This is a genomic window from Pseudomonas sp. Leaf59 (assembly GCF_920984685.1).
Classification (GTDB): Bacteria; Pseudomonadota; Gammaproteobacteria; order Pseudomonadales; family Pseudomonadaceae; genus Aquipseudomonas.
Genome location: NZ_CAKLBR010000001.1, coordinates 409323 through 433543, shown reverse-complemented (window position 1 = coordinate 433543; position 24221 = coordinate 409323). Strand labels below are relative to the sequence as shown.

The following is a 24221-nucleotide window of genomic DNA, read 5'->3' as shown; positions in this document are numbered from 1 at the left end:
CATGCTTTCCAACCCTAACATCGACCTGGTTTCGCGCTTTCTTCGCCTGCCGCTGGAACAGCGCCAGCAGTTCTACCAACGTCTGCACAGCCGTGGCATGAGCTTCGCGCAATTGCCGATTGCCTCGATCCGCGAGGACGGCCACAGCCTGCCGTTGTCCTTCGCTCAGGAACGCCAGTGGTTTCTCTGGCAGCTCGACCCGCACAGCGCCGCCTACCATATTCCCGGCGCCTTGCGTCTGCACGGGCAGTTGGACCTGGCGGCGTTGCAGCGCAGTTTCGACACGCTGCTGACCCGTCACGACAGCTTGCGCACACAACTGGTCGAAGACGGTGAGCAACTGTGGCAACACGTGCTGCCCGAGGCGCGGGTCGAGATCCGCCAGGCACATGTCGACGAGTCGCAGCTGATGGCGCAGGTGCAAGCGCAGGTGGCCCGGCCGTTCGATCTGCACCAGGCGCCGCTGTTGCGCGTGAGCCTGCTGCAACTGGCCGATGATGAACATGTGCTGGTGATGGTGCAGCACCACATCGTGTCCGATGGCTGGTCGATGCAACTGATGGTTGAAGAACTCGTGCACCTGTATGCCGCTTACAGTCAGGGGCACACGCCGCAACTGCCCGAGCTGCCGATCCAGTACGCCGACTACGCCCTGTGGCAGCGTCGCTGGATGGAAGCCGGGGAAAAGGCGCGCCAGTTGTCCTATTGGCAGAACCTGCTGGCAGGCGAGCAGCCGGTGCTGGAGCTGCCACTGGACCGTCCACGCCCGGCGCAGCAAAGCCATCGCGGGGCCAGCTTGCAGGTGCATCTGCCGACCACGCTGGTCGCCGGCCTCAAGCGGCTGGCGCAGCAGGAGGGCGTGACGCCGTTCATGCTCTTGCTCGCGTCCTTCCAGACCCTGTTGTATCGCTACAGTGGGCAGTCGGATATCCGCGTCGGTGTGCCGGTGGCCAACCGCAACCGCCTTGAAACCGAGCGCTTGATCGGCTTCTTCGTCAACACCCAGGTGCTCAAGGCCGACCTCGACGGCCAGATGAGTTTTGCGCAACTGCTCCAGCAGACCAAGGCGCGCGCGCTGGAGGCCCAGGCCCATCAGGACCTGCCGTTCGAGCAACTGGTGGTGGCGTTGCAGCCCGAGCGCAGCCTGAGTCAGAACCCGCTGTTCCAGGTGATGTTCAACCACCAGACCGATGCCCAGGGCGGGCAGGACACCCGGCAGCTGCCGGGCCTGCGTGTGGCGCAGCTTGACTGGGACAGCCAGACCACCCATTTCGACCTGAGCCTGGACACCCACGAATCGGCCGACGGGCTATGGGCGGCGTTCACCTACGCCACCGATCTGTTCGACGGCACGACCATCGAGCGCCTGGCGCACCACTGGCAGGCCCTGCTGCAGGCAGTGGTGGATAACCCGCGCAGCGTGCTTGCCCGGTTACCGATGCTGGACGAGGCGCAGCGACGCGTGATGCTTGAAGACTGGAATGCGCCGGCCTGTGGCGTTGCCGCGCAGGCGGTGCACCGGTTGTTCGAAGCCCAGGCCGAGCGCCAGCCTGAACGCCAGGCCCTGGCCCTGGATGACCAGGCCCTCAGCTACGGCGAATTGAACCAGCAGGCCAACCGCCTGGCGCATTTGCTCATGGCCCGGGGCGTCGGCCCGCAGGGGCTGGTGGGCATCGCGGTGGAGCGTTCCTTTGCGATGGTGGTGAGCCTGCTGGCGGTGCTCAAGACCGGCGCGGCCTACGTGCCTTTGGACCCCGAGTATCCACGTGAACGCCTGCTGCACATGCTGGAGGACAGCGGTGTGAGCCTCGTGCTCACCCAGTCCGGCCTGCGTGAGCGCCTGCCGTTGCCCGAGCGGGTAACTGCCGTGGAAATCGACCTGATCGAGGCGCCGTTGGCAGTGAGTTGTGCTGACAACCCGGCGACCGATTTCGAGCCGCAACGCCTGGCCTATGTGATCTACACCTCCGGCTCCACCGGCAAACCCAAGGGCGTTGCCATCAGCCATGGGGCCTTGAGCGAATTCGCCGGCATTGCCGCCGATTACTCACGGCTGGTGCCGCAGGACCGCGTGTTGCAGTTCGCCACGCTGAACTTCGACGGTTTTGTCGAGCAGCTTTACCCGGCGCTGACCCTCGGTGCCACCGTGGTCTTGCGTGGCCCGCAGTTGTGGGATGGCGCGCAGTTGTACCGGCAGATCATCGAGCAGGGCATCACCCTGGCCGATTTGCCCACGGCCTATTGGAAACTGTTTCTGCAGGATTGCCTGCAAGCGGGCGCCCGCTCTTATGGTGCGTTGCGCCAGATCCATATCGGCGGTGAAGCCATGCCGCTCGATGGCCCGCAGCTGTGGCAACGGGCGGGGCTGGGCCATGTGCGCCTGCTCAATACCTACGGACCCACCGAGGCCACGGTGGTCTCGAGTGTGCTGGACTGCACCGACCCCGGCGTCATCAACGGTGTGACCGCCAGCCCGATTGGCCGTGCGCTGCCCGGGCGCGGGCTGTACGTGCTCGACCGCGACCTCAACCTGCTGCCTCCCGGCGCCGTGGGCGAACTCTACATTGCCGGCGCCCTGGGCCTGGCCAGTGCCTATCTGAAGCGGCCAGCCCTGACGGCCGAGCGCTTTGTCGCCAACCCGTTCAGCGACGCTGGCGCGCGCCTTTACCGCACCGGCGACCTGGCGCGCTACCGCGCCGACGGGATTGTCGAGTACGTCGGGCGGGTCGACCATCAGGTGAAGGTGCGCGGTTTTCGCATCGAACTGGGTGAGATCGAAACCCTGCTGCTGGCCCAACAGAGTGTGCGCGAAGCGTTGCTGCTGGCGGCTGACAATCAACTGCTGGCCTATCTGGTGCCCGCGCAACCGCTGGACGAAGCCGCGCGCGGCGAGGCCGGCGCGGTGCTGATGGCAACGTTGCGCGAACACCTGCCCGATTACATGGTGCCGGCGCACCTGATCTTCCTCGACCGCATGCCGCTCAACCCCAACGGCAAGCTGGACCGCCAGGCGTTGCCCAAACCTGACGCGAGCGCGTTGCAATCGGACTGGCTGGAGCCGGTCACGCCGCTGCAGCAGCAGGTGGCGGCGATCTGGGCCGCTATTCTCGGCGCCGAGCGTGTGGGCCTGAACCAGCACTTCTTCGAGCTGGGCGGGCATTCGCTGCTGGCGATGCAAGTGGTGTCGCGGATTCGCCACACGCTCAGCCTGGAAGTGCCGCTCAAGGCGCTGTTCGAGCACCCTCGGCTGGACGCGTTTGTCGCCGCCTTGCACACCGCGGACACTACGCTCTCTAAGGCGCCGCCGTTGCTGCCGGCAGGGCGCGAACAGCCCTTGCCGCTGTCCTACGCTCAGGAGCGCCAGTGGTTCCTGTGGCAATTGGAGCCGTCAAGCGCGGCGTACCATATCCCCAGCGCCTTGCGCCTGAAAGGGCAGTTGGACCCGGCGGCCTTGCAGCGCAGTTTCGACACCCTGCTGGCCCGCCACGAAAGCCTGCGCACGCGCTTGCGCCAGGACCCGGACCGCACGGTTCAAGTGATCGAGCCCCACCTGGCGCTGCCGATCACGCTGGCCGAGGTCGACGAAACCCGACTCCAGGCGCGCGTCGAAGCGTTGATCGCCGAGCCCTTCGACCTGCAGCAAGGCCCGTTGCTGCGTGTGGCGTTGCTGCGCCAGGCCGCCGATCAGCATGTGCTGGTGCTGGTGCAGCATCACATCGTCTCCGATGGCTGGTCGATGCAACTGATGGTCGAGGAACTGGTGCAGCTCTATGCCGCTTACAGCCAGGGCGAGGACGTGCAGTTGCCGGCGTTGCCGATCCAGTACGCCGACTATGCGCTGTGGCAGCGCAACTGGATGGAGGCGGGCGAGAAGGAGCGTCAGCTGGCCTACTGGCGTGAGATGCTCGGCGGCGAGCAGAGCGTGCTGGAGTTGCCGTTCGACCGCCCACGCCCGGCGGTGCAAAGCCATCAAGGCGCGCGGCTGGCATTCGAGCTGGCGCCCGAACTGACCGAGGGCCTCAAGGCCCTGGCCCGGCAGCAGGGCGTGACCCTGTTCATGCTGCTGTTGGCGTCTTTCCAGACCTTGCTGCATCGCTACAGTGGCCAGGAAGAAATCCGCGTCGGCGTGCCGATTGCCAACCGCAACCGCAGCGAGACCGAGCGCCTGATCGGCTTCTTCGTCAACACCCAGGTGCTCAAGGCTGACCTTCACGGGCAGATGAGCGTCGAGCAACTGTTGCAGCAGACCCGCCAGCGTGCGTTGGAGGCGCAAGTCCATCAGGACCTGCCGTTCGAGCAACTGGTGGAAGCGCTGCAACCGGAACGCAGCCTGAGCCATAACCCGCTGTTCCAGGTGATGTTCAACCACCAGACCGACGTCGGCCAGGCCCAGGTCCAGCAGCAACTGCCGACGCTGTGGGTGGAAGGCCTGGCGTGGGAAAGCAAGACCGCGCATTTCGATCTGGACCTGGATATCCAGGAGTCCGCCGAGGGCATCTGGGCCACCCTCGGCTATGCCAGGGACCTGTTCGACGCCGGCACCGTGCACCGCATGGCCCGGCACTGGCAGAACGTGCTGCAGGGCATGGTCGCCAACCCGCAGCAAGCCCTCGGCCAGTTGAATCTGCTGGACGCTGCCGAACAGCAGCAGATCCTTGAACTGTGGGATCGCAGCGCCGCAGGCTTCTCGTCCCGGCGTCTGGTGCATCAACTGGTCGCCGACCGTGCGCAGGAAACACCGCATGCGGTGGCGGTGAAGTTCGCTGACGAACAGCTCACCTATGGTGAACTCGACCGCCGTGCCAACCGCCTGGCCCAGGCGCTGATCGCCCGTGGTGTCGGCCCGGAAGTGCGGGTGGCGATTGCCATGCCGCGCAGCGCCGAGATCATGGTGGCGTTCCTCGCGGTGATGAAGGCTGGCGGCGCGTATGTGCCGCTGGACATCGAATACCCGCGTGATCGTCTGCTGTACATGCTGCAGGACAGCCGTTCGCGGTTACTGCTGACGCACTCGGCGGTGCAGCAGCGCTTGCCGATTCCCGAAGGACTGCAAGCCCTGGCGGTGGACCAGTTGCACGCCTGGTCCGACGACAACCACACCGCACCGGATGTCGCACTGCACGGCGACAACCTGGCCTACGTGATCTACACCTCCGGCTCCACCGGCATGCCCAAGGGCGTCGCGGTGGCGCACGGCCCGCTGGTGGCGCACATCATCGCCACCGGCGAGCGCTATGAAACCGGCCCGGCCGACTGCGAACTGCACTTCATGTCGTTTGCTTTCGATGGCTCCCACGAGGGCTGGATGCACCCGCTGATCAATGGCGCCAGCGTGCTGATCCGTGACGACAGCCTGTGGTTGCCTGAGTACACCTACCAGCAAATGCACCGCCATCACGTGACCATGGCGGTGTTCCCGCCGGTGTACCTGCAACAATTGGCCGAACACGCCGAACGCGACGGCAACCCGCCGGCCGTGCGGGTCTACTGCTTCGGCGGCGATGCCGTGGCGCAGGCCAGCTATGACCTGGCCTGGCGCGCACTCAAGCCCACCTACCTGTTCAATGGCTACGGCCCCACCGAGACCGTGGTCACCCCCTTGCTGTGGAAAGCGCGCCGGGGCGATCCGTGCGGCGCCGTGTACGCACCCATCGGCACGCTGCTGGGCAATCGCAGCGGCTACGTGCTCGACGCGCAACTCAATCTGCAGCCCATCGGCGTGGCCGGTGAGTTGTACCTGGGCGGCGAGGGCGTGGCGCGCGGTTACCTGGAGCGCCCGGCACTCACCGCCGAACGCTTTGTGCCGGACCCGTTCGGCCAGCCCGGCAGCCGCGTCTATCGCAGCGGCGACCTGACCCGAGGCCGCCCGGACGGGGTGGTGGACTACCTGGGCCGGGTTGACCATCAGGTTAAAATCCGTGGTTTTCGTATCGAACTGGGCGAAATCGAAGCGCGCCTGCGTGAGCAGCCAAGTGTCGGCGAAACCGTGGTGGTGGCCCAGGAAGGCCCGACCGGCAAACAACTGGTGGCCTACGTGGTGCCGCTGGACACGGCCCTGCTCACGGACGCCGTCGCCCAATCGAGCGCGCGCGAAACCTTGCGCAGCGCCCTGAAAACCCGCTTGCCCGACTACATGGTGCCCACCCACCTGATGTTCCTCGAGCGCATGCCGCTGACCCCCAACGGCAAGCTCGACCGCAAGGGCCTGCCCGTGCCGGATGTGAGTCTGATGCAGCAGGTGTATGTGGCGCCGCAGAGTGAGCTGGAGCAGCAGGTGGCGGCCATCTGGGCCGAGGTGTTGGGCGTGGAGCAAGTCGGCCTGGCCGATCATTTCTTCGAGTCCGGTGGCCACTCGCTGCTGGCGATGCAGGTGATCTCGCGTCTGCGTCATTTGTTGGGCACAGAGGTGCTCCTCAGAACCCTGTTTGAGCAACCGCGCCTGCAGGGATTCGTCGAGGCGTTGAGCGACCCGCACGCATCGTTGGCGAGCGCGCCGCCGATCCTGCCGGTCAGTCGTCAACGGCCGTTGGCGCTCTCGTATGCCCAGGAACGTCAATGGTTCCTCTGGCAATTGGACCCGCACAGTGCCGCCTACCACGTGCCCAGCACATTGCGTCTGCGTGGCTGGCTGGACCCGCTGGCGTTGCAGCGCAGCTTCGCAACACTGGTGGCCCGGCATGAAAGTCTGCGCACTCAGGTGTATCAGGACGCAGGCCGTGCCGTGCAAGTAGTGCGTGAAGTGGGCGCAGTGGACATTGTGCAGGCGCGGGCCACTGAAGCTGATTTGCAACGTCTGGTCGAGGCCGAGATTGCGCGACCTTTCGACCTGCAACAGGGGCCGTTGCTGCGCGTGACGTTATTGCGCCTGGCCGAAGACGACCATGTATTGGTGCTGGTGCAGCATCACATCGTGTCCGACGGCTGGTCGATGCAAGTGATGGTGGATGAGCTGGTGCAGTTATACGCCGCTTACAGCGAGGGCGAGGACCTGCAACTGCCAGCGTTGCCGATTCAGTACGCCGACTATGCGCAGTGGCAGCGTGACTGGATGGCCGCCGGTGAGCGTGATCGCCAACTCGCTTACTGGCAGGGGTTGCTGGGTGTCGAACAACCAGTTCTGGAGCTGCCGATTGATCGGCCGCGCCCTGCGGTACAGAGCTTTCTTGGCGCCAGCCTGGAGATCAGCCTTGACCCGGCGTTGGTGGCGGGGCTCAAGGCCCTGGCCCAGCGCGAAAATGTCACGCTGTTCATCGTCTTGCTCGCCTCGTTTCAGAGCTTGCTGCACCGTTACAGCGGCCAGCAGGACATTCGTGTCGGCGTGCCGATCGCCAACCGAAATCGAGTTGAGACCGAACGTCTGGTGGGTTTCTTCGTCAATACACAGGTGCTCAAGGGCGACATCGATGCCCAACTGACGGTCACCCAATTGTTGCAGCAGGCCAAGCGCCGGGCGCTGGATGCGCAGAGCCATCAGGACCTGCCGTTCGAGCAACTGGTGGAGGCGCTGCAGCCGGAACGCAGCCTGAGCCATAACCCGCTGTTCCAGGTGATGTTCAATCACCAGAGCCAGGCGCGGCTGGCCAGCACTGGCCAGCAACTGCCGGACCTGACCATTGAAGGGCTGGATTGGGGGACACAGACCGCGCAATTCGACCTGAGCCTCGACACCCAGGAAACCGGCGATGGGTTGGGCGCCATCCTGACTTACGCCACTGACCTGTTCGACGCCGCCACGCCCAAGCGTATGGCGCGTCATTGGCAGAACCTGTTGCAGGCCATGCTGGGTGATCCACACCAGCGGGTCAGTCAGTTGACGCTGCTGGAGCCTGTGGAAGAACAGGTGATGCTCGAACAGTGGAACGACACGGCGCGGGATTATCCGTTGCAGCACAGCGTGCAGCAGTTGATCGAAGCGCAGGTCAGCCGTACACCGGATGCCCAGGCTTTGGTGTTTGCCGCAGAGTCGCTGAGCTATGCGCAGATGAATGCTCGCGCCAACCGTCTGGCGCACCGCCTGATACAGCAGGGTGTAGGGCCGGACGTGCTGGTGGGTGTGGCGATGGAGCGTTCCATCGAAATGGTGGTGGCGCTTCTGGCCGTGCTCAAGGCCGGTGGCGCCTATGTGCCGCTTGACCCTGACTACCCGCGCGACCGCCTGGCCTATATGCTGGAGGACAGCCAGGTGCATCTGCTGTTGACCCAGGCGCACGTGATGCAGGCCCTGCCGATCAGTGATCCCGAGCGCTGCCTGCTGGTGGAACAGGGTGATCGCTGGCTGAGCGCCTATGCCGATACCAATCCTGACGTGGCCGTGGATGCTGAAAACCTTGCCTACGTCATTTACACCTCTGGCTCCACCGGCCAGCCGAAGGGCGCGGGCAACCGCCACTGCGCGTTGACCAACCGCTTGCTGTGGATGCAGCAGGCTTACGCACTCGACGCCGACGATACGGTGCTGCAAAAGACACCGTTCAGCTTCGACGTTTCGGTATGGGAGTTTTTCTGGCCCTTGATGACCGGCGCTCGACTGGTGGTCGCCGCCCCTGGCGATCATCGCGACCCGTCACGCCTGGTGGAGCTGATCAATCGGCAACAGGTGACCACCCTGCATTTCGTGCCTTCGATGCTGCAGGCATTCCTCCAGGATCCGCAGGCCGCCCGTTGTCAGGGTTTGCAGCGCATCATCTGCAGTGGCGAAGCGTTGCCTGTGGACGCCCAGCAACAGGTGTTCGCCAAACTGCCGAACGCTGGCCTGTTCAATCTGTATGGGCCGACGGAAGCTGCCATCGATGTGACCCATTGGACATGCGTGGATGAGCAGCGCGACAGCGTGCCGATTGGTCGGCCAATCGCCAATCTGCGCACGCACGTGCTGGACGCGCAGTTGCAGCCGGTCGCCGCCGGTGTCGCCGGTGAGCTATACCTGGGCGGCGTCGGGCTGGCGCGCAGTTATCATCGACGCCCGGGCCTCACCGCCGAACGCTTCGTGCCGTGCCCGTTCCAGCCTGGCGAGCGGTTGTACCGAACGGGCGACCGGGTGCGCCAGCGCATGGATGGCGTGATCGAGTACATCGGGCGTCTTGATCATCAGGTAAAACTGCGTGGTTTGCGCATTGAGCTGGGTGAAATTGAGGCACGCTTGCTCGAGCATCCACAGGTGCGCGAGGCCTCGGTGCAGGTGCATGAAGGAAAGTACCTCGTAGGTTATCTGGTGCTGCAGGACTCGACTCAGGCGTGGCGTGACGCCTTGGGCGCTCACTTGCTGGCGCATCTGCCGGACTACATGGTGCCTGCGCAGTGGGTGCTGTTGGAGCGGATGCCGCTGAGCCCCAATGGCAAGCTGGACCGCAAGGCCTTGCCCGCGCCGGACGCCAGCGTGCATGAGCGACGTTTCGTGGCTGCGCGCAATCCGCTTGAGCAAACGCTGGTGGCGGTGTGGCGCGAGGTTCTGGAGGTTGAGCAGGTCGGCATCGAAGACAATTTCTTTGAGTCGGGTGGTCATTCGTTGTTGGTGTTGATGCTCAAGGAGCGCATTCGCAAGGCGGTCGGCGCGGAGCTGTCGGTCAGTCAGTTGATGCTCAACCCGACGGTCGCAGGGCAGGCGGCATGCCTTGAGGGAAGTGCCGGGCAGTCGTTGATCGTGAAGCTCAACAGCCAGACTCAGGGAACACCGTTGTACCTGTTCCATCCCAGCTACGGTTCGGTGCATTGCTACAAGGCGATTGCCCTTGCCTTGCGTGAGCAACGGCCGGTAATGGGAGTGATGTGTCGTGCCTTGGCCGAGAAGGGCAGCGAAGTGCCTGCCTGGGCGGCGATGGTTGAGGATTACACGGCGCAATTGTTGAAGGCCCAGCCCGAGGGCCCATTTCGCTTGGCCGGTTGGTCTCTGGGGGGCAACCTGGCGATGGAGGTTGCCTACGGCCTGGAGCAGGCGGGACGGCAAGTGGAATGTGTCGGTTGGATCGACGCCTCGCCGCCGCAGTGGGTCAAGCCGTTTTGGGCGACGGCGGTCATGGTCGACGAGCGGGAAGTTTCTGCCAATGATCGGCGCGTGGAGTTGCTGGAGGTGATGTTTCCCGAGTCATCGCGGCACATTCATGCCCAATGGTCAGCACTGCGACAGGCAGGCGCCGAGGAGGGCGAGCAGTGGGCCGAATTCAGCCGCTGGGCAGAGCAGACCCTGGGTGAGCGCTTCCGTGAACTCAAGGATGAGCTGCTCAGTGGGCACGAGGCGCAGATTTCCTGGGAAGTTGACCGCATTCTCGGCCAGCGCCTGCATGATGCCGACTTCAAGGCAATCAAGGCACCGATCAGTTGCTGGTGGGCGGCCTTGAGTCGTACCGGGGTGCATCGCCAGTTGATTGAGGCAAGCATGCTGGAAGTCACCGGGCAATCAGCGATAGAACGCTCGGTGCTGATCGAAACCAGCCATGATCGGTTGATCGATAACGCCGAATTCGTTCGCAGCTTCGCCGCTGCGATGGCCTGATGTTGCAGCGCGCGCCCTAACTCCGTTCAGTTAAGCGCAGATCCCCTGTGGCGAGCAGGCTTGTCCTGCGTTGGGCTGCGCAGCAGCCCCAAAGCCAGGCGCTGAGCTGTATCAGGTACACCGCGTTTTGCTCGACTGGGGGCGCTTCGCACCCCAACGCGGGGCAAGCCCGCTCGCCACAGAGGCTCCGGCCTGATGTTGCAGCGCGCCCTAACTCCGTTCAGTTAAGCGCAGATCCCCTGTGGCGAGCAGGCTTGTCCTGCGTTGGGCTGCGCAGCAGCCCCAAAGCCAGGCGCTGAGCCGTATCAGGTATAGCGCATTTTGCTCGACTGGGGGCGCTTCGCACCCCAACGCGGGGCAAGCCCGCTCGCCACAGAGGCTCCGGCCTGATGTTGCAGCGCGCCCTAACTCTGTTCAGTTAAGCGCAGATCCCCTGTGGCGAGCAGGCTTGTCCTGCGTTGGGCTGCGCAGCAGCCCTAAAGCCAGGCGCTGAGCCGTATCAGGTACACCGCGTTTTGCTCGACTGGGGGCGCTTCGCACCCCAACGCGGGGCAAGCCCGCTCGCCACAGAGGCTCCGGCCTGATGTTGCAGCGCGCCCTAACTCCGTTCAGTTAAGTGCAGATCCCCTGTGGCGAGCAGGCTTGTCCTGCGTTGGGCTGCGCAGCAGCCCCAAAGCCAGGCGCTGAGCCGTATCAGGTACACCGCGTTTTGCTCGACTGGGGGCGCTTCGCACCCCAACGCGGGGCAAGCCCGCTCGCCACAGAGGCTCCGGCCTGATGTTGCAGCGCGCGCCCTAACTCCGTTCAGTTAAGCGCAGATCCCCTGTGGCGAGCAGGCTTGTCCTGCGTTGGGCTGCGCAGCAGCCCCAAAGCCAGGCGCTGAGCCGTATCAGGTACACCGCGTTTTGCTGTATTGGGGGCGCTTCGCACCCCAACGCGGGGCAAGCCCGCTCGCCACAGAGGCTCCGGCCTGATGTTGCAGCGCGCCCTAACTCTGTTCAGTTAAGTGCAGATCCCCTGTGGCGAGCAGGCTTGTCCTGCGTTGGGCTGCGCAGCAGCCCTAAAACCAGGCTCTGAGCCGTATCAGGTATAGCGCATTTTGCTCGACTGGGGGCGCTTCGCACCCCAACGCGGGGCAAGCCCGCTCGCCACAGAGGCTCCAGTTTGCTGCGTGACAGCGCTAGGTCGCAGGTTGGGCGTGGCGGCACACACAAAAACGCCCCGGGCCTTTAAGGTCCGAGGCGTTTTAATTCACACCGTCATCCGGTGATTTGACGCGCCTTAGAAGTCCCAGCGAGTGCTGAGCATGAAGTTACGGGGTTCGCCATAAGCGGCGGAGTTATAGAAACCGATGTTGGTGTAGTAGGACTTGTCGAAGACGTTGTTGATGTTCAACGTGGCCGACACGTTTTTGGTGAATTGATAACGCGCCATCGCGTCCACCAGCCAGTAAGCCTTCTGAGAGAACTCCTCGTAACCGCCACGTGGGCTGTTGTAGATGTCCTGCCAGCCAACGCTCTGCCAGCGAGCGCCACCGCCGACGGTCAACTTGTCCAGGTTGCCCTTGAGTTTGTACGTGGTGTAGAGGCTGACCTGATCTTCCGGTTCGAACGTGGAAATTTTCACGTCCTTGTCGTCACGCACAATCTTGTGGGTATAACCGCCCTGGAGTTGCCAGCCCGGAGCGATTTCGCCGGACATCTCCAGCTCGTAACCCTTGGTCACGGCCTGGGTGCCCTTGAACGCATAGTTCGACGGCGTAGGCTTCAAGTTGTTGTAGTCGTCGTCCGACACGGAACGGTTGTCTTCATGGATCTCGAAGTAGGCGGCGCTGGCATTCACACGGCCATCCAGGAAGTCTGCCTTGATGCCCAGCTCCCAGTTCTGGCCTTCGTCCGGCTCAAGCAGTTTGTCGTTCCTGTCGCGGTTGTAGCTTTCCTGCGGCATGAAAATATCGGTATAGCTGGCGTAGACCGAGTAGGTATCGTTTAGGTCGTAGACCGCACCGACATAAGGTACAAAACGTCCCGACTCCCGGTAGGTCGGGTTATTGCCGGTCACCGTGTAGTTGACCACGCGGCCGCCAAGCAACAGCTTGAGGTCGTCGGCGAGGTTCAGGCGGGTGGTCATGTACATGCCGGTCTGGCGTATGGTGTCGTCGATTTTTGATTGTGACTGACCCCAGTCCGGTTCGCGGGCGTTACCGTGCCAGTTGTTGAAGTCGACCAGGTTGGGTGCAAGGTTCCAGTAGCCGTTGCCCTTCCACTCCGAGGCGCTGATGGAGCCTCCGAATACCAGCTCATGCTCGCGGCCACCCAGGCTGAATGGACCGCTCACGTACAGGTCGCCCGAGTCACTGACGGTTTCACCGGTGTACTTGCCCGAGGTGAGCTGCGAGGTGCCGTCCAGGGCCGGGGTATCGCCCTGAATCGAACCCATCAGCGCGTGGTAACCGTTGATCTTGTGGTCCAGTTGCAGCTTGGTGACCCAGCCACCACCGAGGTCGTGCTCGACCATGGCGAAGGCGGTGCGGGTGTACTGCTCCCAACTGCTCCAGTCGGCGGCGTTGTTGAACGAGCGCTTCACGTTGTTGCGATTGCCCTGGGCGTCGATCAGCGGAAAGCTGCCCGACCACGAAGAGCCTTTGGGCAGGCTGTCCTGATAGTCGCCGCCGACCGTCAGCATGGTATCGGGCGACAGGTCGAACTCCATGATGCCGTAGTAGGTCGGGCTCTTGCGTTCATAGCGGTCCATGAACGAGTGCTTGTCCTGGTAGGCGGCGACGGCGCGTCCACGCACATTGCCGGTTTCGGTCAGCGGCCCGCTGACGTCCAGCTCGCTGCGGTAGTTGTCCCAGGAACCGGCGCCCAGGGAGGCGTGGCCCTGGAAGTCGGCGGTGGGTTTTTTACGCACCAGGTTGATGGTTGCACCCAGCGAACCTGCACCGGTCAGCAGGCCGGTGGCGCCCTTGAGCACTTCGACCCGGTCGTAGATCGCCATGTCGCTCAGGGTGTTACCTGCCGAGTAGGCAACGTTGCGCGAGGTGGACGGAATCCCGTCGTACTGGAAGTTATTGATGGAGAAACCCCGGGCGTAGTAGTTGCTGCGCTCGGTATCGAAGGCGGAAACGGTAATGCCCGGCGTGTGGCGCATCACGTCATCCACGTTGTTCAGGCCGAAGTCATCCATGTGTTGACGGGTGACGACGGTTACCGACTGCGGTGTTTCCTTTGGCGTCAGGACCAGGCGTGTTGAGGTCGCGATGGAGCCCGGCGTATAGGAGCCGGTGTTTTCGGTGACGTTGCCGAGCATGTTGCCGGTGACCTGGGTGGGGCTCAGCTCCAGACCGGTCGCGGCCCCCGCGGCGGTGACGGTCAGCGAATTGCCGCTGAGGCTGTGGCGGGTCGAGGTGCCTGCCAGCAGGGTGCCAATTGCCAGTTGCGGGTCCAGCTTGCCTTTGACCGCGTTACTGTTCTTGCCCTGCACATCCCCCGGGCTATACAACACCTGCACATTGGTCTGCCGGCCGAATTCCTGCAGCGCGCTCCCCAGCGGCTGTGCAGGAATATTCAACTCGACCTCCTGGGCCTGTACATAGCCTGCAATCGGCAGCGATACCGCAAGCAGAAGGGCACTCGGAAGAAGGTTGATGTTCAGGGCCCGGCGCATGGATAGCGCTTTGCTCAGGGGGCTGAGACCGAGACGTGCTGGCATGGATGCTTTCTCTTCTATGTTTTTAAGTGGGCAATTCTAAGTGTTTATTGAGGTTAGTTCTCATTACCACTAGTGAGACGTTCCTACCTGGGGAAACCGGAAAATAAAATTCACGCCGGTTCCATCTCGTGCACCACCTGGCCAGCGCGCAGGCGCACCAGCTGGTCGGCGATGTCGAAATAGCGGTCGTCGTGGCTGATCACGATGATGGTTTTGCCCAGGCGTTTGAGGTCCGGCAGCAGCTCGGTGTAGAAGATGCGGCGAAAGGCCGGGTCCTGGTCGGCGGCCCATTCGTCGAACACCAGCACCGGGCGTTCTTCGAGCCAGGCGTTCACCAGCGCCAGGCGTTTGCGTTGGCCGGTGGAGAGGTCGGTGGTGCTGAATACGCCGTCCTTGACGCTCACCTTGTGCGCGATTTCCAGGCGCTCCAGGTACTTGCTGGCGCTGTCCAGCGACTGGGTGGCGCTGCCCTGCACCAGGTCGTCGAACAGGTAGTAGTCGGAGAACACCGTGGTGAACAACTGTCGATAATCGTCGCGTTCGGTGGCGGTCACCGCTTCGCCATTGAGGCGGATTTCGCCGGCCTGGGGCGGGTACAGGCCCAGCAGCAGTTTGATCAGGGTGGTCTTGCCGCTGCCGTTTTCGCCGACGATGAATACGATGTCGCCTTGCTTGATGCTCAGGTCGATCGGGCCCAGGTGGAACGGCTCGCTGCCTTCGACCGCCGGCGGGCTGTAGCTCACGCCCTTGAGTTCGAGGCTGTGGACCAGCGATTTCGGTGCTTCGCTGTCGTCCATCAGCAGGTGCGGCTCCGGCGACGAGAAGCGTTCCGACAGCTCGCTGATACGGCCGAACGCAATCTTCGCCTTGCCCACCACCGGCAGGTAGCCCAGCAAATGCTCCAGCGGGCCTTTCATGTACAGCAGCACCAGCACGAAACCGGTGATCACGGTTGGATCCGGGTTGGGCCGGTACGCCTGCATCGCCAGGGCCAGGCCGATGACCACGAAGAACAGCATCGAACCGAAGGTCTTGGCGAGAATGTAGATATTCACCGACCGCACCTGGATATCGCTGATCAGGTCGGCGGTTTCCTGGATGCGGTGGGTGTTCATGCGGTAGCGCCGTGGACGGTGCATGCGCAGTTCCTTGGCGCCCGAGGCGATGGCGTTGTAGTAACGCTGCAACTCATCCTCATGCCCGCGAGCCAGGTCAAAGCCCTGGATGCCCTTGCCGCCGGCAATGAATTGCACGGTGCTGCCGATGATGATCGCCACCACCATCATCAGGAACATCGGCACCGACAGGTACGCCAGGTAGCCCAGGCAGCCGAGGGTGACCGTGGCGGCGATGGCCAGCGGGGTGAACGCGAAGGAGAAATCGCTGATGGTGTCGACGTCGTGGGTCAGCACCGGGATCAGGCGGTGCGAGCGGTAGCGCTCGATCTGGCCGATGGGCGCTGACAGGACTTTCTCGCCCAGGTCCTTGCGCAGCGCCGCGATGATGCGTTGGCCCACATAGTTGGTGCCGATGTCGGAAATGATCGAGCTGACCAGTGCCACCACGCACAGCGCGGCAAAGGTCATGACCACGCCCTGGGTCATGCCGTCGGGCGAATGCAGGGCATTGTTGATGGTGGCCAGCAGCAGGGTGATGGCGAGGCCGCCGACCATGCCCAGCGCAACGGACACCGTCACGATGGTGCGAAAGGGCCTGATCAGTGCGAGCAAGCCGTTAAAGGCGCCGCGTTTGGCATCGGTCATAAATACTTCCCGGAAAGTCAAAAAGAGGGGGCTGGGCACACAGACCCTTACCCATGACAAACGAAGCGCCGGGGCGACTATTTAGCCCCGGGTGCCGGGGGGTAGGGCGCAGCGGATAAATTGCCCGCAGGCTGGTTCGTTCTTGTTCTGTAGGCGCACGCGTAGCGACGCCGTGCGCGGTTCCTTCAGCGAGAGCGAAAACATGACAAAGAAAAACCTGGTGTATGTGTGGTCCCTGCGCAATGCCGCCGCCGACAAGGCCGGGCAGCCGGTGGCCTACAAGGACCACGAGCGCTACATGACGTCGGTGCTGGAATTTCTGGTGGGGGCGCTCAACGACACACCGCTGGGCCAGGCCTATGACCTGGTGGGCGTGGTGTATGACGATGACGAACACAACCCGCGGGATCAGGCGCTGGTTGCCGATTATGGCTTTGCCTGCGAGCCGGGCCGCCAGTGGTTGTACCCGGCGGACCTGCGGGTGCAGGGCAAGCGGGTCAACGACCTGCTGCTGAGTGTGCCGTCCACCTACCGCCGTTTACCCCGGGGCAGCGCCGAACACATTGCCGGCAAGCAGGACTTCGAGCGTCGCCTGCATGACACGCTGGTGGAATTGAAGGCCGATATCGTGGTGCTCGATGGTCTGCTGGTGATCCTCGATGAACTGGTGCGTCCGGGCGCGCCGTTTGCGCGGCGGATCATGAATATTCATCCGGGCATCACCCGTATTGAATCGCCGTATGAGCGTCGGGGGGCCTATGCGACCTGGAATGCGCTGTATGGTGCGCGCGGCGAGGCGGTGGTGGACTGGACCACCCGGGAAACCAGGCCGTGTGAACCGCTTTATCTCACCGGGGCGTCGTTTCATTACGTGGACAACGGGATCGACTCGGGGGAGGTGTTGCATGACGTGCTCAAGACGCAGATTTTGCCTGAGGACACTATCCTTGAGCTGCGGTGGAACAACTTTAATAACAGTTTGTTTCCGGCGTTGCAGGAGGGGTTGGAGTTGCTTGCACGAGCTTAAAATCGACCGATTTTTTTGCCGAACGCTAAAAAAATTGTGGGAGGGGGCTTGCTCCCAATGGCTGAGTGTCAGTCAGCTTATTGGTAGCTGACACAACGCCATCGGGAGCAAGCCCCCTCCCACATTTGGATCTCCATGGATCAGATAGAACACAGTCTGCTTTTGATGGAAATAACGCAGAGGTACACCAAACCCTAAAAGTCCAACGTCACCCCACTCATCAGCGTCCGCCCATCCCCCGGCGAATGCAGCGATGCCCTGGCCCCATCCGGGTCATACCACGCATATTCGTAGTAACGGTTAGTGAGGTTCTTCAACTGCAGATCAACACTGACCGACTCCGTCACCCGGTAAACGGCACCAAGGTTCATCAACACATAACCGCCGTAAGTGCCCTGGGTGTTCTCCCGCTCCAGATAGTAGTGAGTCTGCCCATTCATCCACGCGCTGAGTTGCAGGGCCGGTGTGGCCTGGTAACGAATGCCGGCGTTGTACAAATGATGGGGGATGTGGTCGATCTCGCGGCCTTTGCTGCCCGGTAGGGTCGCGCTGGGCTGGAGGATTTTCGAGTACTGCCAGGCGTAGGCCAGCCAGATCTCGGTGCGCGCGTTCGGGTGCAGGTTGAGCTGCGCGTCGTAGCCCCAGCGGCGGGTCTGGCCGACATTGTCCGACTCGCCGCTGGGGTCGTTGAGCCGGCGGCTGACTTCGCCGCTGGCCTCCTGTTGCCAGTAGGCAATGCGCCCATCGACCCAGTCGGCAGGGGTGAACGTGATACCGGTTTCCCAGCCCTCGTTGATCGAGGGCGCAAGGTCGGTGTCACGCGGCGGGATCTTGTAGGCGGCTGCCCCGGTGCCCACCTGGAAGGTGCGGCCCCAATTGGCGTAGACGCTGGCCACGTTCCAGGGCGAATACACCACGCTGAGCTTGGGTTGCTTGATCAGCCCGTAGTCGTTGATGGCGTAGTCCGTGCCGGTCATTGCATTGGTGAAGTCACCCTGGATCCGATCGACGCGGTACGCGGGGATGATCTTCAGCGATTCGAACGGTTGAATCTCGGCCTGCACGTACGCACCGACGGTGTCGAAGTCGAACTGCTGATCCCGGGTCTGCGCCTGGCGCGCGCGGTTCAGGGTGCGGTAGCGCTCGCTGGTGTTCTGCTGACGCTGGATATCCGTGCCGCCTTCCAGGGCGAAGTGGTACAGCCCGCTGACGACGGGGCGCCAGGTCAGGGAAGTGAGAGCGCCGTACTGGGTTTCGTAAGCGTCACGTTCCTGCTGGGCGCTGGTGCGCCAGTACTGGGTCCAGCGTCGATCATCGAAGGTATTGAGGTAGGTTTTCGCCGACCACGAAAGCGTCTCGGCCAGCTCGGTATCAAGGTGCAGGCTGAGCTGATTCATGCGCCGCGTGCCTTTGTCGCTGGCGTTGTAGACATTGCTCATGCGGGGATGCTGGTGCGCATCGTCGGCACTCAGATAACCGGGTTCCTCGGCCTCGGTTTCGTAATGGCGGGCGATCAGGCCGATGCGGTAGCGATTGTCGTCCGGGGTATAGAACCACTTGCCGGACAGCGAGACTTTGTCCGCCTCGGCGTGATCGCGATAGCCGTCTGCTTTCTGGTAGGCGAAAAAGTAATTCTGCGTCCAGTTGCTGCTCTCGATGCCTTTGGCGAACTGGGTTTCACGGGTGTCATCGCTGCCGTAACGGATGCGCGCACGGGTGTAGTCGCCGCCGGTGCGGGTGAGCATGTTCACGTTACCGGCGATGTTGTTCAGGCCGTAACGGGCATCGCTGGTGCCGCGCACCACTTCGATGCTGTCCAGTTCCAGCGGGAAAATCATGTCCATGAAGGGCATGTTGCCGTCGTTGCTGTTACTGGGGATGCCGTCGATCAGCAGCTTGACCGCGTTCACTTCACCTTCGCCGTTGAAACCGCGAAACGAAATCTTGCCGGAGGTGGTGCCCTGGTTGAACTCGGTAAGCATCACCCCCGGCGCTCGGCTGAACAGCTCCCAGCTGTAGTTGACCGGCATTTTCTCCACGACATCGGCGCCGAGGATGTCCACCGAACCGGGCACGCCGCGCGTGCCGAGCGGGCCACTGTCACCGCTGGTGCCCTGGATCGCGACAGCGCCAAGGGTGAGGGCAGCGCTTTCGTCCGCCGAGGCCAATGAAGAAAAGGCAAGCAGGCTCACCGAGAGCATCGGCCAGAGTGAGCAGGGCACAGCCACACGCTTTGCGTGCGGCAGAGTAAATGGAGCAGGCATAAGGCACGCTTCCTGAAACCTGAAAAACGTCAAGGACGTTCAGCCACGCAATCGCGCGGCTGAAACATGAAGTTCGGGCAATCAGGTCACAGGGGAGGCGCGCGGACTCAGGCTCGGCCAGCGAATCCTGGGATGCAGCGCAGGCAGCAGCGGATCATCAAGGACACTGTCCGGTGCATAACGCGGCAGAAAATGGCGGTAATGACTGGACGGCAACGCCGCCAGACCGGCATGCCCGCAGCAACAGTCACCGTGCTTCATCTCACCGGACGCAGGCGCCGACTTCAACGGCACGACCAGCTTGTCAAAGCCCGGCGGCAGAGCCTGCGACGAACAGAACCCACCCCACAGCATCAACCCGCTATTTGGCGCCTGCATGGCACGGCTGAGCGGCATGGCCAGCATATTCAGCAGCAAGGCCAGGCAGGCAATCCAGGGACTGATGCGTGAAAACATGGGCATCAAGGCAGTCGACACAAAGGGGCCGCTATTTAGCCGCAGTTAACCGCCCAAGTGAAAGCGCAAGGCATGCGCCATTTCGCCGCAGCCAGAAGCACCGCTCCGTTTTTGATCTGCTTTTGATCTGCTTTTGATCTGGCTGTTGATCTGGCTGTTGATCTGGCTGTTGATCTTGATCTCAGGCGCCCCGTCAACCACGCTGGCCGAACGCAGGCTTGAATCCGTGGGTAACCCGGCAGGACGCCGGGTTAGCCGCGCTGGGCCAGGGATGGCCCATCGCGGCGGCCCACGGATTCAAGCCTGCGTGCGGGCACACCGAGCCTGAGCGAGGTGCCGAGTGGTGGGGCAAGAGCCCTTTTGGTTACTTTTGGGGCTCTTTTCCAAAAGTGACCCGCCGTAAGGGCGGAACCCATATCAGCCGTTACCGCAGCAACGGATAATATATACCCAGTCAGACCGCCATCGGGAGCAAGCCCCCTCCCACATTTGGCCGCATCCCCCAACAACCCCTCAGAGCATCCGACGCAACACATCATTACGCGGATCCCTATCAAAAAACCGATGCTTAAGCGCCCCCAGAACATGCACCACAATCAACCCAAGCAACGTATAGGCACACACCTTGTGCAACCACTGAAACACCACAAACCACTCATCATTCTTCGCCAGCAACTCCGGCAGATTCACCCCGAAAAAAAACACCCCATCGCTCATCGTGTAAGTGCTCGACATCGAGTAACCCATCAACGGCACCACCACGATCAGCACATACATCGCGCGCTGCACCAGCCGTGACAAAAACCGCTCATGGGCCGCCAGCGTCGCTGGCGGTGACGGCAGCACCGGCGTTCGCCAACGCAACACGATCTGCACCAGCACCAGCATGAACGCCAGCACCCCGAAGGATTTGTGCCACGGGTAATACAGCTCATATTTGCTTGCCACTTCATCGGCCAGCCCGGTCATATGCCAGCCCGCCCACAGCAGCCCGGCGATCAGCACCGCGCGCACCCAGTGCAGCATGCGCAAAGAGGTTGGATATCGGTCAATCGTTTCGGTGTTCATCGACATCTCTCCATGGATAAAGGGCTGCGCTCAATGGGGTAGCAACACCGTGATGACCTTCTCTTCGGTATAGGCCAGCGCGCCGCCAAACCCGCCTTCACGGCCGATGCCGCTGGTCTTGACGCCGCCCCAGGGCAGGTTGGCATCCAGCGGACTCCAGCAGTTGATGCCCACCGCACCGGCCTTCACCGCTGCGGCCACGCGATGGGCGCGCACCAGGTCGGCGGTCCACACGGTGGCCGCCAGGCCGTAGGCGGAGTCGTTGGCCAGGGCGACGGCATCCGCTTCGTTGTCGAACGGGATGAGTGTGCCCACCGGGCCGAAGATTTCGTCGCGGGCAATCGCCATGTCATTGCGTGCGTCGGCAAAAATGGTCGGGCGTACGAACCAGCCCTGTTCCGGGCTCGACACACCGCCGGCGAGCAGGGTGGCGCCTTCGTCGATGCCCAGCTGGATATAGCGATTGACCCGCTCCCATTGCGCTTTCTTCGCGACCGGCCCCATCTGCACACCGGGCTGACGCGGGTCGCCCACCTTGACTGCGCGCGCCGCCTCGGCAAGCGCCGCAGCGAAACGATCGGCGATGCCGCGCTGCACCAGAATGCGCGACCCGGCCGCACAAATCTGGCCCTGATTGGCGAACAGGCCAAGGCTGCAGCCGCGCAGCGCGTCCTCGAAGGAAGCATCGTCAAACACGATCTGCGGGCTCTTGCCGCCCAGTTCCAGGGCGACATGCTTGAACAGCACCCCGGCGGTGCGCTGGATCTCACGCCCGGCTTCGGGGCTGCCGGTGAAGCTGATCTTGGCGATGTGCGGATGCTCACACAGCGCCCGACCCACCTCATTGCCGTAGCCGGTGACCACATTGATCACCCCGTCCGGAAAACCCGCTTCCTGCGCCAGCGCCGCCAGGTGCAGGGCCGACTGCGGAGTCTCTTCCGAGGGCTTGATCACCACCGTGCAGCCTGCGGCCAGCAACGCCGCGAGCTTCCACACGGTGATCATCAGCGGCGAATTCCACGGCACAATGGCCCCGACCACACCCACCGGCTCACGCACGGTGTACGACAGGGTTCTGGTGCCGAAATACCCGCCACTGGGAATGGTCCGCCCCTCCAACTGATTGGCCCAACCCGCTGCCGCGCGCAGATTGGCAAGCACATTGGGCAAATCCATCCGACGCGGCTCCAGCGGCGAACGCCCGATAGCATCGGCGTCCATATCCGCCAGCAACTCACTGTCGCGCTCCACCAGATCAGCCAGCTTCAACAACACCCGAGCGCGCTGCGCCCCATCAAACCGACTCCACTCGCCACGCTCAAGCTGCTCAAACGCCGCGTTCACCGCCCGATCCACATCCTCGACCGTACCCCGCGCAAAACTGCCATACACCTGCTCCGTCACCGGATTGACCAGCTCAACCCGCCCACCCTCCGAAGCCTCAGAGACCACGCCATCAATAAAGTGATTCAAACGCTGACCCATACCAGCCTCCATAAATAATTCGTTTTTGATCTGCTTTTGATCTGCTTTTGACTTTGATCTCAAGCGCCCCGTCAACCACGCTGGCCGCACGCAGGCTTGAATTCGTGGGTAACCCGGCAGGACGCCGGGTTAGCCGCACTGGGCCATGGATGGCCCATTGCGGCGGCCCACGGATTCAAGCCTGCGTTCGGGCACACCGAGCCTGAGCGAGGTGCCGAGTGGTGGGGCAAGAGCCTTTTGGTTACTTTTGGGCTCTTTCCAAAAGTGACCCGCCGTAAGGGCGGAACCCATCCAAGCCGTCACCCCAGCACCGGATATGTACCCAGTCAAACCGCTATCGCAGGCAAGCAAGCTCCCACATCTCAAACCCGCGTCACGTCCAAAGCCTCACTCCTCAAGCGACCCCAGAGCCTCCCGAAACACATCCAAGGCCCTGAAAAACAACCCCCGCGTAATCGTCAACGAAGGCATCACCCGCATCACATTCCCGTACCGCCCACAAGGAATCATCAACACCCCATGGCTCATCAGAAACCCCATCAACGCCCCAATCTTCTGCGGCGCCAGCGGCGCCCTGGTCAGCGGATCCTCCACCAACTCAATCCCGATCATCAGCCCACGCCCACGCACCTCACCCACAAACCGGCTGCCAAACCCACGGATATACTCCTGCGCCTCCAGCCCCAGCGTATGCGCGCGCCCCAGCAGATCCAGCTCCGGGTCCTGCAGAATCGCGATATTGGTCAGCGCCACCGCCGCCGACAGCGAGTTTGCCGCGAAGGTATTGGGCATCGACCCATCGGGAATCTGCGCCGCCAGATCCGAACGCATGATCAACCCCGCCATCGGCAGGTCGCTGCCGATGCCCTTGCCAAAGGTGAGCATGTCGGGCTTGACCCCCGAGTGCTCCACTGCCCACATCTTGCCGGTGCGCCCCGCGCCGGACTGCACCTCGTCGACGATCAACAGCGTGCCGCTGCGGTCGCACGCCTGGCGCAGAATCTGCAAGAACTCCGGCGACGGCGGCACGTAGCCGCCTTCGCCCTGCACCGGCTCGACGATCACCGCCGCCACGTCATCGGCGGCGGTGTAGGGCGTGTTCAGCAAGTAATCAACGTACTCGCCGGCGATCTGTTCGGCGCTCTTGTGCGTGGTGTCGAACGGGAAGCGATAGGCGTAGGGGTAGGGCGCATGAATCACACCGCCCATCTGCGCGCCGAAGCCCTTGCGGTAGGCGGTGCCGGTGGTGAGCGAGCCCGAGGCGTTCCACACGCCGTGGTAACCGCCGTGGAAGGCGATGATCTGGTGGCGCCCGGTAATGCGCTTGGCGAACTTGATCGCTGCTTCCAGCGCATCGCTGCCGCTCTGGGTGAAGAAGGTGATGCAGTCGCCACGCAAACCGTCCGGCGCAATCTCGGAGAGTTTGGCCGCCAGTTCGGTGCGCCGGGTGCTGTTGATTTCCAGGGCGTGCATCAGCACTTCGGATTGATCGCGGATCGCCTGCACCACTTTGGGGTGGCAACGGCCGACGCTGCTCACGCCGACGCCGGCGGAGAGGTCGATATAGGTGTTGCCGTCCGGGTCCTTGAAGGTGGCGCCAAAAGCACGGTCCATGGCGATCGGCATGCGTCCGCCGCCGCGCGCCATGGACTCGGTGCGCGCCGACAACGCCAGGGCCTCGCAGGTTTTGGGGCCGGGCAGGGCGCCGGAAATGATGCGCGGTGCGTCGGCGAAGTGGAGGGCTTCAAGCTGGGCTTCACTCATGATGGGTCTCTGGCAGGTCTATTCAGGTGTACCGATCATCGGCGTGACCTGCCCGGGGCGGGTATCCCGAATCGGCACATCGGCGCGCTGCGCAGCGGTTTTTTGTGAGCCCGAAATAATGTTGAAATATTGCAATATTTGATCTTTGTGAGACTATCTGGCACGAAGCTGGCTTTAAAATAAAAAAATTG

Annotated in this window: 9 protein-coding genes; 2 read left to right on the top strand and 7 right to left on the bottom strand. The window is 62.9% G+C overall.

Features of this window, described 5'->3' with window-relative positions; all coding sequences use genetic code 11:
* Position 1 precedes the first annotated feature (1 nt).
* Positions 2 to 10489 carry an amino acid adenylation domain-containing protein gene (locus LUB09_RS01680; protein ID WP_231421394.1) on the top strand — a complete coding sequence of 3496 codons (10488 nt, stop codon included), beginning with the start codon at positions 2 to 4 and terminating at the stop codon, positions 10487 to 10489.
* 1281 nt (positions 10490 to 11770) lie between these two features.
* On the opposite strand, the gene LUB09_RS01675 is transcribed toward LUB09_RS01680, so the two are convergent.
* Both LUB09_RS01675 and LUB09_RS01670 read right to left on the bottom strand, forming a co-directional pair.
* Positions 11771 to 14203 carry a TonB-dependent siderophore receptor gene (locus tag LUB09_RS01675; RefSeq protein WP_209982414.1) on the bottom strand — a complete coding sequence of 811 codons (2433 nt, stop codon included), beginning with the start codon at positions 14201 to 14203 and terminating at the stop codon, positions 11771 to 11773.
* 110 nt (positions 14204 to 14313) lie between these two features.
* The gene (locus LUB09_RS01670) at positions 14314 to 15966 is read right to left on the bottom strand and encodes a cyclic peptide export ABC transporter (RefSeq protein WP_209982412.1); all 1653 of its coding nucleotides are present in this window, start codon (positions 15964 to 15966) and stop codon (positions 14314 to 14316) included.
* Between the two features lie 202 nt (positions 15967 to 16168).
* Between LUB09_RS01670 and LUB09_RS01665 the strand changes: the two genes are divergently transcribed.
* Entirely contained in the window at positions 16169 to 16993 is an 825-nt protein-coding gene (locus tag LUB09_RS01665) for a formyltransferase family protein (protein ID WP_231421393.1), read from the top strand.
* Positions 16994 to 17187: 194 nt separating this feature from the next.
* Here the strand turns inward: LUB09_RS01665 and LUB09_RS01660 are convergent, their stop codons facing one another.
* From LUB09_RS01660 to LUB09_RS01640, 5 genes are all read right to left on the bottom strand, one after another.
* Positions 17188 to 19194, bottom strand: coding sequence for a TonB-dependent receptor (locus LUB09_RS01660; RefSeq protein WP_231421408.1), 2007 nt, complete (start codon positions 19192 to 19194; stop codon positions 17188 to 17190).
* A gap of 144 nt (positions 19195 to 19338) precedes the next feature.
* Positions 19339 to 19719, bottom strand: coding sequence for a DUF2946 family protein (locus LUB09_RS01655; RefSeq protein WP_231421392.1), 381 nt, complete (start codon positions 19717 to 19719; stop codon positions 19339 to 19341).
* A 507-nt stretch (positions 19720 to 20226) separates the two neighbouring features.
* A complete protein-coding gene (locus tag LUB09_RS01650) occupies positions 20227 to 20781 on the bottom strand; it encodes a cytochrome b (RefSeq protein ID WP_209982405.1) in 555 nt (184 codons plus the stop codon).
* A 30-nt stretch (positions 20782 to 20811) separates the two neighbouring features.
* The gene (locus tag LUB09_RS01645) at positions 20812 to 22266 is read right to left on the bottom strand and encodes an aldehyde dehydrogenase family protein (RefSeq protein WP_231421391.1); all 1455 of its coding nucleotides are present in this window, start codon (positions 22264 to 22266) and stop codon (positions 20812 to 20814) included.
* A gap of 387 nt (positions 22267 to 22653) precedes the next feature.
* Complete coding sequence (locus LUB09_RS01640; RefSeq protein ID WP_231421390.1) at positions 22654 to 24030, bottom strand: aspartate aminotransferase family protein; 1377 nt, start codon at positions 24028 to 24030, stop codon at positions 22654 to 22656.
* Positions 24031 to 24221: the final 191 nt, after the last annotated feature.

What these genes read in the sequence shown, in the direction of transcription:
- LUB09_RS01680 (WP_231421394.1), top strand. Translation starts at nt 2, where the DNA reads ATGCTTTCCAACCCTAACATCGACCTGGTTTCGCGCTTTCTTCGCCTG.
- LUB09_RS01675 (WP_209982414.1), bottom strand. Translation starts at nt 14,203, where the DNA reads ATGCCAGCACGTCTCGGTCTCAGCCCCCTGAGCAAAGCGCTATCCATG.
- LUB09_RS01670 (WP_209982412.1), bottom strand. Translation starts at nt 15,966, where the DNA reads ATGACCGATGCCAAACGCGGCGCCTTTAACGGCTTGCTCGCACTGATC.
- LUB09_RS01665 (WP_231421393.1), top strand. Translation starts at nt 16,169, where the DNA reads ATGACAAAGAAAAACCTGGTGTATGTGTGGTCCCTGCGCAATGCCGCC.
- LUB09_RS01660 (WP_231421408.1), bottom strand. Translation starts at nt 19,194, where the DNA reads ATGCTCTCGGTGAGCCTGCTTGCCTTTTCTTCATTGGCCTCGGCGGAC.
- LUB09_RS01655 (WP_231421392.1), bottom strand. Translation starts at nt 19,719, where the DNA reads ATGCCCATGTTTTCACGCATCAGTCCCTGGATTGCCTGCCTGGCCTTG.
- LUB09_RS01650 (WP_209982405.1), bottom strand. Translation starts at nt 20,781, where the DNA reads ATGAACACCGAAACGATTGACCGATATCCAACCTCTTTGCGCATGCTG.
- LUB09_RS01645 (WP_231421391.1), bottom strand. Translation starts at nt 22,266, where the DNA reads ATGGGTCAGCGTTTGAATCACTTTATTGATGGCGTGGTCTCTGAGGCT.
- LUB09_RS01640 (WP_231421390.1), bottom strand. Translation starts at nt 24,030, where the DNA reads ATGAGTGAAGCCCAGCTTGAAGCCCTCCACTTCGCCGACGCACCGCGC.